We start from the raw sequence: 14,363 nt of genomic DNA, 5'->3' as shown, positions 1-14,363 counted from the left end.
GCCATGACCGTCGGAGACTACAAGTCCGCCGTCACCAGCTCCGCCGTGCTGGAGCGGCTCGAGCCATTCGATCCCCGTATCGTCGGAACGCTGCCGCTCGGCCTTGCTGTGCCCGGCAGCGACATCGATATCGTCTGCCATGTGCTCGACCCGAACTCCTTCGCGGACATCGTTTGGAAGCATTACCGATCGGCCGACGACTTCGTGCTCTACCGATGGACCTCGGGAACGCGGCCGGCAATTGCTCGCTTTGTGTGGGATGGCTGGCCGTTCGAACTGTTCGGTGACCAGCGTCCGGTCGAGCAGCAGCGGAGCTGGGTCCACTTCGAGGTCGAGCGGCGGCTGCTCGCGCTTGATGATGGACGGCTGCGGCGAGCTGTCGGAACTTTAAGGGCAGGTGGCCTCAAGACCGAGCCTGCGTTCGCCGCCGTCCTCGGGATATCCGGCGATCCCTATCAGGGATTGCTTGACCTCGCGGTTGAAACGGACGCCGGGTTACGCGCCCGGCTCGCGGCGTGCGATCTCGGCTGATCGCCGGTTCATGAAGCTCACTCGCCCGGCACGAGGTGAGCAACCGGCGGCCGCGCAAGGCGCCGGTGCCTGCGGCGGGACAGATAGAGCAGCAGACCGGTCACGGCGAACAGTGGCATCATGGCCGCGGCCAGCATGAAGGCGAGCTTGCCGGGCCATCCCAGGATGGCGCCGCGGTGGATGTCGAGCACGCCGGCAAGGACGCGCTCGCCAAACGTCTTGTCCGCATAGCGATCCGACGAGATGACGCGTCCGGTGACGGCGTCGATGCGGAATTCGTCACGCACGCTCTCGAGCGTCGAATCCCGCGACCAGGACCGCACGCGCACCCTCGTGCCCGTGCCGGCCGGCAAGGTCAGGAGAGCCCTACCGTAATCGTTGTTGTCCTGCTGCAGGAACGCTGACCAGACATGATCGAACGCGAGCGGCTTTGCCTCGGTCTTCGCTTCAGACTTGCCGTCGCCCTCGCTTTCGGCAGCCGCCGCGCCGCGCGATGGTTTCGGCTGCATCGCCGCGGTCGTGGCCTGCGGCCGCGCCAGCAGCCAGTTGGCACCGGCCTTGTACCATTCGAACGAGTACCACAGGCCGGTCAGCGTCATCACCAGATAGACCGGCAGCACCCAGGTGCCGATCACGGCATGCAGCGAGCGGTGCAGGCCACGCCCGCGCAGTCCCAGATTTGGCTTCAGCCACATCTTCACGCTGCGCGCGCGATGCGGCCAGCGCAGCACGAGGCCGGTGATCAGCATCGCGAACAGGCAGATCGCGGCAGTGCCGGTGATCTTGCGGCCCACGCCATTGCCGTCGCCCGGCAGCAGCAGCCAGCGATGCAGCTTGCGGACTGTGGCGAAGAAGTCCTCGCCGTGCGGCGAGCCGAGCACGTGTCCGTCATAGGGATCGACATAGACCGAGGACGGCCGCGAGCCGCCTTCGCTGCGGGCGAAGCGGATGTGCGCCGCCGCCGAGGGATCGCTGGCCATCGCTACGGCCGAGACCTTGCCGAAATCGCCGGAAGCCTGGAGCCGCGCGACCAGTTCGTCCGGCGTGAGCCGCCGCGCTGCGCTGGCGTCGACGCGCATGATGTGGCTGTTCAGGCTGGCCTCGATCTCGTCCTCGAAAGCCATCGTCGCGCCGGTGAGGCCGACCACGGCCCAGAGCAGCGCCAGCGCAAGGCCGGCGATGGAATGGACCTGCAACAGCGCGGCCTTGATCGGGCGTCGGACGTCACTCATCGAATCCGGCCTTTCGGATCAGGGCGATTGCGGCCGCTTGATGCGCGGCAATCTCGTCGATGGGCAGCGCGTCGGCGGGAAACGATCCGAGTCCCTCGACGATTGGGGCCCGCTTTGCAGTCGCAAGTACGGGATATTCCAGCTCGGAGGCGGCAAAGATCGTCTGGGCCTCGGGTGTGACCAGGAACTCGAGGAAGGCGCGTGCCGCGGCCGGATGCGGTGCGTGCCGTGCCATCGCCGCGCCGGTCAGATTGACGTGGCTGCCGCTACCCGTAAACGCGGTCGGCACGGCCTTCACGGCGTCCGCCCACGTGCGCCAATCATTGCCTTCGCGGCCGTCGCGGAGCTGCGCGAGTGCGACCGTGTTGCCGATCCCGATCTCGCAGCGTCCTTCCGCGATCTCGCGGACCACGTCATTGTCCTTGCCGGTCGGCTTGCGGGCGAGATTATCCTTCAGCCCGGCGAGCCAGCTCTGCGTCGCATCCGTGCCGTGATGGGTGAGGTAAGCTGCGATCAGTGCGACATTGTTCTGGTGCGCGGCCGGCCGCATGCACAGCTTGCCGCGCCATTTGGGATCGGCGAGCTCCTCATAGGTGATCGCGGCGAGGCGGCTGTCGTTACGTGCGAACACCACACGTGGACGGACGGCGAGCGCGATCCATTGGCCGCCGCCACCGCGCAGGTTCGCCGCCACCGCCTGGTCAAGAACGGGAGATGCAAGCGGCTGCGTCAGCCCACGCGTGACAAGCTGCGTCGTCTTGTCGAGACCGATGGTCAGCAGGACGTCCGCGGGCGAATTATCGCCCTCCGATGTCAGGCGCTTGACCAGGCTGTCCTCGACAAAGACGGTCCTGACCCTCGTGCCGCTCGCGGCCGTGAACGCCGCGATCACGGGTTCGACCAGATTGGCTTCGCGGGTCGAGTAAAGTGTGAGCTCGTCGGCGCACACCGCAGTGCAGGCGAAAGCGGTCGCGGCCACGGCGGCGAGCAGTCCGATCGCTGTCCGCGCCGCGCCCATGCTAGAATTTCACCGTCGCCGAGAGCGAAAAGCGCCGCGCATCGCCCATCGCCACCGTCAGGATGTTGTTGGCGGATGGATAGTAGACGGTGTCGAACAGGTTCTTGACGTTGAACTGGTAGATCACCGGGAACGTCTGGACCTTGGTCTCGTAGGTCGCAAACACATCCGCGACGGTGTAGGCCGGCAGCACGAAGCTGTTTGCGGCGTCGCCGGGGCGGTCGCCGACATAGCGCGCGCCGCCGCCGAGACGCAGACGGCCGGGCAGGGTGGTGCCGAAATCGTAGACCAGATAGAGCGAGGCGGTGTTGAGCGCGACGTTCTGCAGGGCGTTGCCGGCGAGGGTCGGATCCTCAGTGACTCGTGCATCGGTATAGCCGTAGCTTCCGATCATGCTCCAGCTATCGGTCAGCCTGCCGGTGACGTCGAGCTCGACGCCGCGCGAGCGAACCTTGCCGGCGGTGCGGTATTCGACGATGGCGGTTGCGGGGTTGAGCTGCGAAACCAGCACGTTCTTCTTCTCGATGTCGTAGAGCGCAAGCGTGCCGGAGATCCGCTTGTTGAAGTCGAACTTGACGCCGGTCTCCCACTGGGTGCCCTCTTCGGGCGCGATGTTGGAGCCGATCACGACGCCGCCGGTGAGCGGCGCGATGGTCGAGGTCGGCTTCAGCGACTGCGTGTAGCTCGCATACAGCGAGACCTGGTCGGTGAGCTTGAGGATGGCGCCGCCGAGCGGCAGCGCCTTGTCCGCCGACACGTTGGTGTTGGTGATGAAGGGCCGGCCCCTGCCGGCGATCTGGTCGTAGTCCATGTAGCGCACGCCGCCGACCAGCGCGAAGCGCTCGGTCAGATGCAGCGTGTCCTGGAAGAATAGCGACCACTGGCCGAGCTTGTCGGTCTGGGCGCTGTCGCTGGCCGATACCGTTGTGCCCGGCGTGATCAGCCCGTAAACCGGATTGTAGAAGTTGAAGCTTGGCGTCGCCTGCCGGATCAGATTGTCGCGGTAGATCGTACGGTACTGGCCGTCGCCGCCGAACAGCACCTCGTTGCGGAACCCGCCGAGCCAGACATTGCCCTGCAGATAGGAGGTGCCGTAGCTCGAATTGCTGAGCGAACCCTGCGTGCCGTCATTGCTGCGGGTCTCGACGCCGGTCTTGCTGTTGATGCCGGTGATGCGGAGCTGGTTCGCGCTGAATGTCTCGGTGTTGTAGCTGTAGGCCGCGAACAGCTTCCAGTCCTGGTTCAGCCGGTGCTCGACCGAGGCCTGCATCAGGTCGGAGGTTCCCCACATGTTGTTGAAGGGCTCGTCGAGCCGGCGTGTCGCGGGGATCGCCAGCGGCGCTTGGGTCACGGCATCGAACGCGGTGCCGCGGTCGAACGGCGCGATGAATTCGCGGTGCTCGTAGTTGAGCTGGACGGTGGTGTTGTCGCCGTACCAGGCCAGTGACGGCGCGACCAGCATTTCGCGATGGCGCCCGAAATTGCGCCAGTAGTCCTCGCTCACGCCATAGCCGATGAAGCGATAGGCGAGGCCGCCATTGCCGATCGGGCCCGTGATGTCGATGGTGCCGTCGGCGCCGCTCTTGTTGTTGGCGTAGGTCGAGCCGAGCAGGGTCACCGAGCCGTGGCGATAGAGCTCGGGGCGCTTGCTGATCGTGTTGACGATGCCGCCGGGATCCATGATGCCGTAGAGCAGCGAGGCCGGGCCTTTCAGCACCTCGACGCTTTCGACCGCGGCGTTGAGGCTGCGGCCCTGCACCAGTGGCATGCCGTTGCGCATGATCGAGCCGTCACGGTTGTCGCCGAAGCCGCGGCGCATCACGGCATCCTGGGTTCCTGCCAGCGTGTTGCCCTGGGTGACGCCGCTGACATTGGCCAGCGCGTCGTCGAGGTTGCGCGGCAGCTGGTCCCTGAGCACCTGCTCCGGCACGACATTGACCGTCTGCGCGGTGTCGAGCGGCGAGGCGCCGCTGCGCAAGGTGGTCGAGCTTGGCATCGCGCGATAGCCGAGCTTGGCTTCGTTCAGCGCGGCGGCGCTAGCTGCCGCACGCTCCGATGCGGTCGGCGGCGCCGGCTGGGCATTCCGGCTGCGCGGCCGTGCCGCCGCCTGCGTTCGCTGCGCCGGCTTCGCCGAGCTGGGTGCCGGCTTACGCTTCTGCGTCGGCTGCTCGACCGTGACCGGCGGCAACGGGACGCTCGATTGGGCGCTTGCCGGCGCTACTGCGGAGGAGACGTCGGCGAGCAGGAACGCTGCGCCGATCAGCAGGTGGGTGCGGCCCTTGTCGGCGGCATTTCGACGGTCGCCGACAACCCGGCGATCAGCATTCACAGGCACTCTTGGACTTCCGATTCACGCAAACTCATTCACGCCGCGCCTCTAGCAGTCGGCGCGCGCGAAAAGAACCGGAGCAGACTTGAATCCCTCTAACCGGATTGCATTTGAATCGTTCTAAGACGCAGCGAGCCTCGCGGGTATGCGCGAGCCTCGCACCCCATGACTTGATTGTTGCGTCAGCGCGTCAATTGGTCGCGCGATCCCGCAGGTCGTTATCCTGTCACGCCTCACGCGTACAGTTCGCCGTACGTCGCGCGATGTGTCTCACGACATTGCCAGGCTGACGGGCGCCGAGCCGACCACTCCGGTGCTCACGCCGTCGCGTGCCATCGATTCGATCTCGCCCCAGTTCTCGCGGAAGATGCGCGCCGCCTCGTTGGCGCTTTCCGCCTGGATCGTCAGACTGCACGCGCGTCTGGTGCCATTGCTGGCGAGCTGGAAGTAGAGAACATATCCAGACGATTCCGCACTCCGTGCGGCCAGCGGTGCCTGCTGCATGTAGGTTTTCCCCATAGTGTTCTTGTTGCGCCACCCGCGAACAGGATTTGACAGGGATGCGGCACCTTCGTGATTCAAAACCCACAATCTGCCCGATTGCGCGTTTTTGTCTGACGGTGTTGCCGGGATTCAACAGACGGTGGAACCGGCGCGGCGCATCGACCGCAACCCAGCCGCGATCGCGGCGCGCGCCCAGCTCTGTCGCGGCGCGGTTTACGCATCGGCGTCGGGATGCACCATCAGGGTTTCCTGGATCGATGTCGCGAGCATCGACCCATTGCGGTCATGGACGCGGGCGATCGACAGCCCGCGGCCGCCGTCGGCGCACGGGCTATCGGTGTCGACATGCATCCAGGCGTCGGGCGAAAATGCGCGATGAAACCAGATGCAATGGTTGAGGCTCGACAGATAGAGCGGCGCGCGCGTCTGCAGGTCGCGGAGATGGCCGCCGACGCTGGAGAAGTTGAGCCACCAATCCGAGAGATAGGCGAACACGGCGGCCCGGGCGCGGGAACCCGTGGCGAGCGGCTGTCTGCATCTGATCCAGAAGCGCAGGCGCGGCTCGGCGGTCGCGGCCGAGAGCTGCCGCTCGATCTCGGGAACGCGGAAATCCATGCTGGGCTTGATCAGCGGCGAGTAGGGACCGAGCGGCCGCAACTGCGCCATCAATGCGTCAGGGATCTCGGCCAAGTCGGGCAGGCTTTCCGGATCCTCCGTCCGCGCGAACGGTGCGGCGTGCCGCGGTCCGGGCTGCGGCGCGCAGAACGTGGCCTGCGCACTCAGGACCGTTTGTTCGCCCTGCTTGCCTACGACATGGCGGGAGGAGAACCGCTTGCCGTCCTGGAGAACCCGAGCGTCGAACGTGATGCGCCGGGTCGGATCGGCGCCGCGCAGGAACAAGAGCTGCAGCATCGCCGCCGGGCGATCCTCGGGCGCGCTGAGCGTCGCGGCCATCATGGCCTGGCCAAGGATCTGGCCGCCGTAGGAGCGTCCATTGAGATTGCCGTCGCCAAAGCGGCTGCGATAGCGCAGCGGGGCGATGGTCTCGAGCGAGACCAACTCCTCCGCTGCCCTGTCGTCCCATGGATCGCACGCGGTTTCGTCACCGTCCGCGATGCGGGTGCCTTGCCCGTCCATCACATCGCCGGGAATTTCTGCGGTCCCGGATAGCGCGGATAGCCGGCGGCGACGCCATATTCGCTGATGCCGAATCCGGTCTCGTTGCCGCTTTCGAGCCGGACGACATGGTCCGACAGCGTGCGCGCGATGGCGCGCGTCGCGGCATCGTCGAGGTTCCAGATGTCATGCGCGGCATGGTTCTCGCCGCGGTCGTCGCCGTGGGTCCAGCCCTGCAGCCCGCCATACATGCCGGCCTTGAGATAGAACCGGGTCGGCAATCCCTGCATCCTGACGCGGCGCGGCTCGCCGCGATCGAAGCTGAAGGTGAAGTCGGCCGCAGCGATGGTCTGCCCGAGCGGATCGTCGGCCCACTCGATCTGGTGTTCGACCGCGGTCACCTCGCGATGCGATACCGATCCGTCGGTCTCGCGGCGGAACTCGGTGCCCGACAGGTAATGCGGCTTGCCCGGCGTGCGCTCCTTGATGAAGAGCGACAGCGCCGACGCCTCGAACTGGAACATTGACCAGGTCCAGAAGAAATTGCGATGGGTCGCAACCGGCGGCTGCGTCTCGTCGGTGCGCATCTCCGAGCGCAGGCCCCAGGAGCGGTCGCGCTGTCCCCACCATCGTTCCGGTTCGATTTCGTAGCGCTTGCCGTCGGCGACGATCCAGCCGCGCCAGCGGCCGAATTGCGAGACGCGCGCCAGGTCCTCCTCGACGACGCCGTTGCGCTCGCGGAAATTCTGCTTCTCCTGTGCCGCGGGGAAGCTCGCCTTGAATTCGAGCGCGAAGCTGATGCCCGACGGATTGTCGGCGAGCGAGACCCTGTGCAGGCTGTTGCCCTCGACGATCTCGATTCTGAGTCCGCCGACCTCCGTCTCGAGCGGACGCGTCCCGAGCCGCCGCGAGGCACGGAAATTGTGCTGGCGGCGGCCGATCGTGATGCCGGCAAAGCCGTCCATCACGTTGCGGTTCGGGTAATAGCCGAGCCCGATGTCGATCAGCAGCTCGCTGCCGTCGATCGGATGCGCGGTGTACCAGCAGCGCTCGGTGAACCTGATATCGCCGCCGCCTGCCTTGGCAAATGGCTGCGGTGTCTGATGGCCGATGAGATCATCCTGGGCTGTCAGCATTGTTCTTGTCCTTGGTGTTTGAGCCTCGGTCAGTCGGTGTGCAGAGCAGTCAGTCCTTGGCAGCTTCCTTGGTCGTTCCCGCGCCCACGATGTCGCCGAACAGCACCCAGGTCTTGCCGTCGAAGCGCGCAAAGCGGCGTTCGGTGATCGCCGCGTAATCCTGCGGCGTGGTCTGGATGGTGATGCCCGGCAGCAGCATCGGCAGCGCGATGCCGCTGAGATTGGTGGCCTGCTTCAGCACGTTCTCCCGCGTGAGGTTATCGCCGCAACGCTGCAGGATGATCGCGCCGAGCTGGGCCGTGGTGTAGCCGGTCACCGCGATCACATCGTTCGGGTCCATGCCCGGCATGTATTTCGCAACGAAGGCGAGATAGTCGGTCATGCCCTTGTCGTTGGCCCAGGCCGGATCGTTCGGGGTCTTGTAGGAGGTCGTGGTCAGGATGCCGGTCGAAGCGTCAAGCCCCGCCGGCACTAGCACGCCGGCGATCGAATTCGCGGTCGAGCCGAGGAAGATCAGCGGCTTCCATCCGAGCTCGTGGATTTTGCGGATCGCCATCGAGGCGAACTTGTTCTGCGCGGCGATCAAGATCGTGTCGGCGCCGGACGCCTTCAGATTCACGATCTGCGAGTCGATCGTCGGCTCGGTCGACTGATACATCGCCTCCTTGACGATCATCGTCTCGGCTTTCGCACCGAGCCCTTCCTTCAGGCCAAGCACAAAATCCTTGCCGATATCGTCGGCCTGCAAGAGCACGCCGATCTTTGCATCCGGCTTCTCGCGCAGGACGTAGCGCGCGATGATCCGGGACTCGTTGACGTAGGTCGGCGAGTAGGGCGTGGTCCAGGGGAACTGTTTGGGATCGTTCCAGCGTGTGCCGCCGCTCTGCACCAGCAGTTGCGGGACGCCATTGCTGTTGAGGTACTTCTGGATCGCGGCGTTGGTCGGCGTGCCGAACGGCGCCATGATCGCGAGCACCTTGTCGTTCTCGACCAGCGCGCGCGTCACCTCGACGGTCTTGGGTGGACTATAGCCGTCGTCGCGGGTCAGCAGGTTGACGTGGCGACCGTTGATGCCGCCCTTTTCGTTCAGCATCGCAAAATAGGCGAGCATGGTCTTCGGGAAGCTCGCATAGATCGACGCCGGCCCGCTGTAGGGCGCATTGGCGCCGAGCAAGATCTCGGTGTCGCTGACCCCCGGACCATAGGCCTTCTGGGCGTGCGCTGTTCCAAGCGCGCCGGTGAGCGCGAACGCCCACACTGCAAACGTGACGATTGGCTTCCGCATCTTCCCCTCCCATGACGGCCCTCTTTTGCGGGGCTCGTTGATCCCGACGGCGGCTGCCTTCCAGGCTTTACCCGCCGCGTTCGCTGTGCAATAATAGACCGTCTGTCCGGATTATCAACTGGAATCTCCGGGCGGCATATCGGCTGCGCGCATGACGGAAATATCCGCAGGCGTACGCAGCGGCGTGGCGGCGAGGAGGAAACATGAAGCTGACGCAGGCGCTCATCTCGGCGGTGCAGTTGCGCAAGGATTCACCGGGCACCATCCATGCCGGACGGGCGCGAAGCTGGAAGGAGATCGGCCGCCGCGTCGCCTGTGCCGCAGGCGGGCTGCGGCGGCTCGGCATCGAGCCCGGCGATCGCGTAGCCATCCTGGCGCACAACAGCGATCTCTATGTCGAGGCGCTTTATGCCATCGCCTGGGCCGGTGCGGTCGCAGTGCCGCTCAACACCCGCTGGGCGGCCGCGGAGAACGCCTATGCGATCGACGATTCCACGCCAAAACTGTTACTGGTCGACAAGATCTTTGCCGAGATTGCGACGGGGCTGCGCGGCGCGAAATCGCTCACCGCGATGGTCTATCTGGATGAGGGACAGGTCCCCGACGGCATGCAGGGCTATGACGAGTTGGTTGCGCATGCGCCGATCGAAGATGCATCCGGCGCCTATAACGATCTCGCCGGCATCTTCTACACCGGCGGCACCACCGGCTTCCCCAAGGGCGTGATGCTGTCGCATGCCAACATCATCTATGAATCGCTGGTCTGGATCTATGCACTTCGATTCCGCGAGGACACCAGGTATCTGCACTCGGCCGGCATGTTCCATCTGGCCGGCACCTCGCCGATGATCGCGCTCACCCTCGTCGGCGGCACCCACGTCACGATCCCGAAATTCGAGCCCGAGCTGGCGATGAAGACCATCGCCGAGCACAGCGTGGATTACTGCCTGTTCGTGCCGACCATGCTCAACATGATGCTCAATCATCCGTCCTTCGGCACCTATGATCTGAGCAGCGTCAGGGATTGCGAGTACGGTGCCTCGCCGATGCCGGATGCTCTGCTGGTCAAGCTGATGCGCGTGCTGCCGAGCTGGCGCTTCCACCAGGGCTACGGCATGACCGAGAGCGCGGCGCTGGCGACGATCCTGCCGTGGGAATATCATGCGCTGGAGGGACCGCTGGCGAGCAAGCGCAAATCGGCGGGCCGGGCGGCGCCGGGCGTCGAGATCCGCATCGTCGATCCCGCGGGCAATGAGGTGCCGCGTGGCACGGTCGGTGAGATCGCGATCCGCGGCGCCGGCGTGATGCTCGGCTACTGGCGCAAGCCGGAAGAAAGCGCGCGCGTACTGCGCAACGGCTGGCTGCACACCGGCGACGGCGCCTGGATGGACGAGGACGGTTTCGTCTATATCGTCGACCGCCTGAAGGACATGATCGTCTCCGGCGGCGAGAATGTTTATTCCGGCGAGGTGGAGAACGCCATCTTCCAGCATGAGCACGTCAAGGAATGCGCCGTGATCGCGGTTCCCGATCCGCAATGGGGCGAGGCGGTGCATGCCATCGTGGTGCCGAAGGACGGCGCGCGGCTCGATTCGGAGACGGTGATCGCGCATTGCCGCACGCTGATCGCCGGCTACAAATGCCCGCGCTCGGTCGACATCCGTCTCGAGCCGCTTCCGCTCACCGGCTCCGGCAAGATCATGAAGTCGGCGCTGCGCGAAGAGAAGTGGCAGGGCTATACGAGGTCGGTCAATTGATGCCGGAGGCTGCGAAACGATCCGACGATGTGCCGGGTACTGCGCCGAACCTTGTTCACCCGGCCGTGGTGAATGACGATGCGGTGCGGACTGCGCTGGCGCAACACATGTCGCGGATATCCGGGAGCCGGACGAAGATCACGAGCTTCGGCCGCAAATCGTCGGGCTTCTCCTGGATCACCTACGCCTTCGCGGCACGCTCCGCTCTCGATGGGGACCGCAAGCTGATCCTGCGCGTCGGGCCCCCGAGCGGGTTGTTTGCGCCTTACTCTGTGCTGCCGCAGGTCCATGCGTTGCAAGCATTGGCCGGCAGCGGCGTTCCGGTTCCGGCGCTGGTGTCGTCAGCGCAGGATGGCGCCGAGATCGGCTTCCCGTTCTTCATCTGCGAGCACATCGAGGGCGACGTTCCCGCGCCCTGGGCGGCGAGCGAGATCGATCCAGACCACAAGCGCGCGATCGCCCGGCAGTTTATCGAGATCCTCGCGTCGCTGCATCGGATCAATCCGGACACGACGCCATTCGCGTCGCAGGCGCAGGGCGCGGATCGCGCCGAACAGCGCGCAATTGCCGGCTGGCGGGCGTCTCTGGCGCGCCCGACGGCGCGCTATTATCCGCTGCTCGATTGGGGCGGACGCTGGCTTGAGGATCACTGCCCGCAGCCGCCGTGCCGCACCATCGTGCATGGCGACTACCGGATCGGGAATTTCATCGAGCATGAGCGGCGGATCGCCGCGATTCTCGATTGGGAGCTGACTCATCTCGGCGATCCCCATGAGGATCTGGCCTGGGCGATGATGCCGACCTTCAACGCCAGGAGCCGGAAGCTTTATGGCGTGCTCGAGCGCGCCGAGGTGATCGATCTCTATCAGCGCGCCTCCGGTATTGCGGTTTCGGACAGGAGCCTCGCCTTCTACGAGGCGCATGCGCTTTACCAGGCGGCGGCGATCCAGATGTGCGCCGTGCGTGCCTTCGAGGTCGATCGCTTCAACGACATGCGGCTTGCCGTGATGGCAAGCCAGATGCCCTCGATCGTGCGGGCCTTCGAGCGCGCATTGGAGGCCGCGGCATGAGTGCATCCTTCGAGCGGTTGATCGACGGCATCATCGATGCCCTGCAAAGCCATGTCGTGCCGAACAGCAGCGACGATTTCGTCCGCGGGCAGGTATATTCAGCGATCTACGCCCTGAACGGTTTGAAGCTCGCCGCCGACTGGAAGGCGGGGCCGCTGCTCGAGCAGGTGCGCTTGCAGGACGAGACTTTTGCGGCAGTGAAGCGACTGGCCGACGGCATGACGCATCCGGAGATCTCCGCGACGCCTCGCATTCACGGCGACGTGTCCGACGCTACCGCGATCGAGGTGTTGCGCGACGATGGCGACCGGCAGCTCGGGCAGCTTCTGCTCTGGGCAAGCGGCGAGGGCACGCGTGCCGCCAATCGCGACGCCGCAACCGAGATCGAGCGCCTGCTGCGGCGGGCGATCTGCGACCAGCTCAAGATTGAGCTCGCCACAACGCCGAAGTCGATGCTGCAACAGATCGCGGGCGGCGAACGCGAGGGTGGCGCGGCACAGGGCTGAGGCGCGCTGGCGACCACCGGGAATTGCATCGTTGCGCACTGCACGGCGCTGCGCGGTGTCCAGAAAGACGCTTGCCGGCCCCCGGTGCCCGTGCTATTAATTTACCGAACGGTCGTTCGGATTATTATTGGCGACCGGCAAAGGCATCCGCGCAAGCGGCGGGCGAGGGAGACGGAGCGATGAACATGATGACCGGCGTCCCGCCATGGGAACGGCTGATCCGGCCCGACCGGGTGCACGGATCGCTCTACACCGATCCCGAGATCTTCGAAGCCGAGCTGAAGAACATCTGGTACCGGACCTGGGTCTATGTCGGCCACGAGAGCGAGGTGCCGAACGCCAACGACTACGTCGTCAAGTCGATCGGCCCGCAATCGGTGATCATGACGCGCGACGAGCAGGGCAAGGTCAATCTGCTGCTCAACCGCTGCTCGCATCGCGGCAACCAGGTCTGCTCCTTTGAGCGCGGCAATGCGCGCTCGTTTACCTGCCCGTTCCACTCCTGGACGTTCGCCAATGACGGGCGCCTGGTCGGTTACGCGTTCCCGGACGGTTACGAGGGCCAGGACAAGGCGCAGCTCGCGCTCGGCCGGGTGACGCGCGTCGAGTCCTACCGCGGCTTCGTGTTCGGCTCCTTCGCCGCCGATGGCCCGACCCTGAAGGAGCATCTCGGTGGCGCCGCCGAAACCATCGATCGCCTGGTGCGGACTTCGCCCGAGGGCGAGGTCGAGATCACGGCGGGCTTCCTCAAGCATCGCGTCAAGGCGAACTGGAAGTTCATCCTGGAGAACGAGTGCGACGGCTATCACCCGGCCTTCGTGCACACCTCGATCTTCGGCGTCGCCGACAGCATGATCGGCAAGCTCTATGGCGGCGCCTCGACCGCGCTGACGCGCGATTACGGCAATGGTCACACCGAGATCGATTTGCGGCCCGAGTTCCGCAAGCGCGATGCGCCGATGAGCTGGTTCGGCACCAGCGAGGAGCGGCTGCCCGACTACACCGCGCGGATGAGGACGGCCTATGGCGACACCGCGGCGCGCGAGATCATGATCGACGGCACGCCGCATGTGATGATCTTCCCGAACCTGTTCATCGCCGAGATCCAGATGTTCGTGATCCAGCCGCTCGGCGTCGATGACAGCGTGCAGCATGTCACCGCGCTGCAATTCAAGGGCGCGCCCGATCTGAACCGCAGGCTGCGCCAGCAGACCATGGGCTCGGTCGGACCGGCTGGCTTCCTGCTTGCGGACGATTCCGAGATGTACGAGCGCTGCCACCGCGGCGTGCTGGCGCGCAATCCGGAATGGATCTTCCTCGGCCGCGGCGAGAAGCGCCAGCGGCAGGACGAGCTCGGCTTCACGGTCGGCCACGTCACTGACGAGGTGCCGTCGCGCGGCATCTGGACCCATTATCGCAAGCTGATGGAGCCAAACTGATGCTGTCGCGCGAGAGCAGCGCCACCTTGATGAGCGCGATCACCACCTTCCTCTATCGCGAGGCGCGGTTGCAGGACGAGCATCAATACGAGGCCTGGGAAAAGCTCTGGACCGATGACGGCGTCTACTGGGTGCCGGCCAACGGCGCCGACATCGACCCGGAGCGGCAGATGTCGATCATCTATGACAACCGCTCGCGGATCGCGCTGCGCGTGCGGCAGCTGATGACCGGCAAGCACTTCACCCAGACGCCGCAGTCGAACCTGCGCCGGCTGATCTCGAATATCGAATTGATGGACGAGCAGCCGGATAATGGCGACATCGCGGTCGCCAGCAACAGCCTGATCTTCGAGTCGAGCCTGCGCGACGACACGCTGTGGGCGGCGCGCAACGAATACCGGCTGCGTCATGTCGATGGCGAATTGCGGATGGCCAGCAAG

At 65.4% G+C, this 14,363-nt stretch carries 13 protein-coding genes; 6 read left to right on the top strand and 7 right to left on the bottom strand.

All coding sequences use genetic code 11. The features are described from left to right. Window positions 1–3: 3 nt before the first annotated feature. A complete protein-coding gene (locus tag QMZ05_RS22095) occupies window positions 4–531 on the top strand; it encodes a DUF4269 domain-containing protein (protein WP_353702656.1) in 528 nt (175 codons plus the stop codon). A 17-nt stretch (window positions 532–548) separates the two neighbouring features. Here the strand turns inward: QMZ05_RS22095 and QMZ05_RS22090 are convergent, their stop codons facing one another. From QMZ05_RS22090 to QMZ05_RS22060, 7 genes are all read right to left on the bottom strand, one after another. Further along, the gene (locus QMZ05_RS22090; RefSeq protein ID WP_353702655.1) at window positions 549–1,763 is read right to left on the bottom strand and encodes a PepSY-associated TM helix domain-containing protein; all 1,215 of its coding nucleotides are present in this window, start codon (window positions 1,761–1,763) and stop codon (window positions 549–551) included. Next, window positions 1,756–2,781: an extracellular solute-binding protein gene (locus QMZ05_RS22085; protein ID WP_353702654.1), complete on the bottom strand. Its 1,026-nt coding sequence runs from the start codon at window positions 2,779–2,781 to the stop codon at window positions 1,756–1,758. The genes QMZ05_RS22090 and QMZ05_RS22085 overlap by 8 nt, the downstream gene beginning before the upstream one ends. Window position 2,782: 1 nt before the next feature. Further along, window positions 2,783–5,026, bottom strand: coding sequence for a TonB-dependent siderophore receptor (locus QMZ05_RS22080; RefSeq protein ID WP_353702689.1), 2,244 nt, complete (start codon window positions 5,024–5,026; stop codon window positions 2,783–2,785). 354 nt (window positions 5,027–5,380) lie between these two features. Next, a complete protein-coding gene (locus tag QMZ05_RS22075) occupies window positions 5,381–5,614 on the bottom strand; it encodes a hypothetical protein (RefSeq protein WP_167529081.1) in 234 nt (77 codons plus the stop codon). A gap of 213 nt (window positions 5,615–5,827) precedes the next feature. Beyond that, window positions 5,828–6,751: an acyl-CoA thioesterase domain-containing protein gene (locus QMZ05_RS22070; RefSeq protein ID WP_353702653.1), complete on the bottom strand. Its 924-nt coding sequence runs from the start codon at window positions 6,749–6,751 to the stop codon at window positions 5,828–5,830. Beyond that, window positions 6,751–7,866: a hypothetical protein gene (locus tag QMZ05_RS22065; RefSeq protein ID WP_353702652.1), complete on the bottom strand. Its 1,116-nt coding sequence runs from the start codon at window positions 7,864–7,866 to the stop codon at window positions 6,751–6,753. The genes QMZ05_RS22070 and QMZ05_RS22065 overlap by 1 nt, the downstream gene beginning before the upstream one ends. Window positions 7,867–7,915: 49 nt before the next feature. Next, on the bottom strand, window positions 7,916–9,151 hold the full coding sequence (locus QMZ05_RS22060) for an ABC transporter substrate-binding protein (RefSeq protein ID WP_353702651.1): 1,236 nt from the start codon (window positions 9,149–9,151) through the stop codon (window positions 7,916–7,918). Window positions 9,152–9,354: 203 nt separating this feature from the next. Between QMZ05_RS22060 and QMZ05_RS22055 the strand changes: the two genes are divergently transcribed. From QMZ05_RS22055 to QMZ05_RS22035, 5 genes are all read left to right on the top strand, one after another. Continuing rightward, a complete protein-coding gene (locus QMZ05_RS22055; protein ID WP_353702650.1) occupies window positions 9,355–10,908 on the top strand; it encodes a long-chain fatty acid--CoA ligase in 1,554 nt (517 codons plus the stop codon). Further along, window positions 10,908–11,978, top strand: a complete 1,071-nt coding sequence (locus tag QMZ05_RS22050) for a phosphotransferase family protein (protein ID WP_353702649.1) — start codon at window positions 10,908–10,910, stop codon at window positions 11,976–11,978. Before QMZ05_RS22055 ends, QMZ05_RS22050 begins: the two co-directional genes overlap by 1 nt. Further along, window positions 11,975–12,484, top strand: coding sequence for a hypothetical protein (locus QMZ05_RS22045; RefSeq protein WP_353702648.1), 510 nt, complete (start codon window positions 11,975–11,977; stop codon window positions 12,482–12,484). The genes QMZ05_RS22050 and QMZ05_RS22045 overlap by 4 nt, the downstream gene beginning before the upstream one ends. A 179-nt stretch (window positions 12,485–12,663) precedes the next feature. Further along, window positions 12,664–13,923, top strand: coding sequence for a Rieske 2Fe-2S domain-containing protein (locus tag QMZ05_RS22040; RefSeq protein WP_353702647.1), 1,260 nt, complete (start codon window positions 12,664–12,666; stop codon window positions 13,921–13,923). Beyond that, on the top strand, window positions 13,923–14,363 hold a 441-nt coding region (locus QMZ05_RS22035), incomplete at its 3' end, for an aromatic-ring-hydroxylating dioxygenase subunit beta (protein ID WP_353702646.1). The genes QMZ05_RS22040 and QMZ05_RS22035, both read left to right, overlap by 1 nt.

The organism is Bradyrhizobium sp. INPA03-11B, from assembly GCF_040446015.1.
Classification (GTDB): Bacteria; Pseudomonadota; Alphaproteobacteria; order Rhizobiales; family Xanthobacteraceae; genus Bradyrhizobium; species Bradyrhizobium macuxiense_A.
Note: the sequence above shows the minus strand (reverse complement) of the source record. Positions and strands in the feature narration are given on the sequence as shown.

Excerpts from the sequence above, each read along its gene's own strand:
- QMZ05_RS22070 (WP_353702653.1), bottom strand. The coding sequence starts at position 6,751 with ATGGACGGGCAAGGCACCCGCATCGCGGACGGTGACGAAACCGCGTGC.
- QMZ05_RS22085 (WP_353702654.1), bottom strand. The coding sequence starts at position 2,781 with ATGGGCGCGGCGCGGACAGCGATCGGACTGCTCGCCGCCGTGGCCGCG.
- QMZ05_RS22045 (WP_353702648.1), top strand. The coding sequence starts at position 11,975 with ATGAGTGCATCCTTCGAGCGGTTGATCGACGGCATCATCGATGCCCTG.
- QMZ05_RS22075 (WP_167529081.1), bottom strand. The coding sequence starts at position 5,614 with ATGCAGCAGGCACCGCTGGCCGCACGGAGTGCGGAATCGTCTGGATAT.
- QMZ05_RS22040 (WP_353702647.1), top strand. The coding sequence starts at position 12,664 with ATGAACATGATGACCGGCGTCCCGCCATGGGAACGGCTGATCCGGCCC.
- QMZ05_RS22050 (WP_353702649.1), top strand. The coding sequence starts at position 10,908 with ATGCCGGAGGCTGCGAAACGATCCGACGATGTGCCGGGTACTGCGCCG.
- QMZ05_RS22060 (WP_353702651.1), bottom strand. The coding sequence starts at position 9,151 with ATGCGGAAGCCAATCGTCACGTTTGCAGTGTGGGCGTTCGCGCTCACC.
- QMZ05_RS22065 (WP_353702652.1), bottom strand. The coding sequence starts at position 7,866 with ATGCTGACAGCCCAGGATGATCTCATCGGCCATCAGACACCGCAGCCA.
- QMZ05_RS22055 (WP_353702650.1), top strand. The coding sequence starts at position 9,355 with ATGAAGCTGACGCAGGCGCTCATCTCGGCGGTGCAGTTGCGCAAGGAT.
- QMZ05_RS22090 (WP_353702655.1), bottom strand. The coding sequence starts at position 1,763 with ATGAGTGACGTCCGACGCCCGATCAAGGCCGCGCTGTTGCAGGTCCAT.
- QMZ05_RS22095 (WP_353702656.1), top strand. The coding sequence starts at position 4 with ATGACCGTCGGAGACTACAAGTCCGCCGTCACCAGCTCCGCCGTGCTG.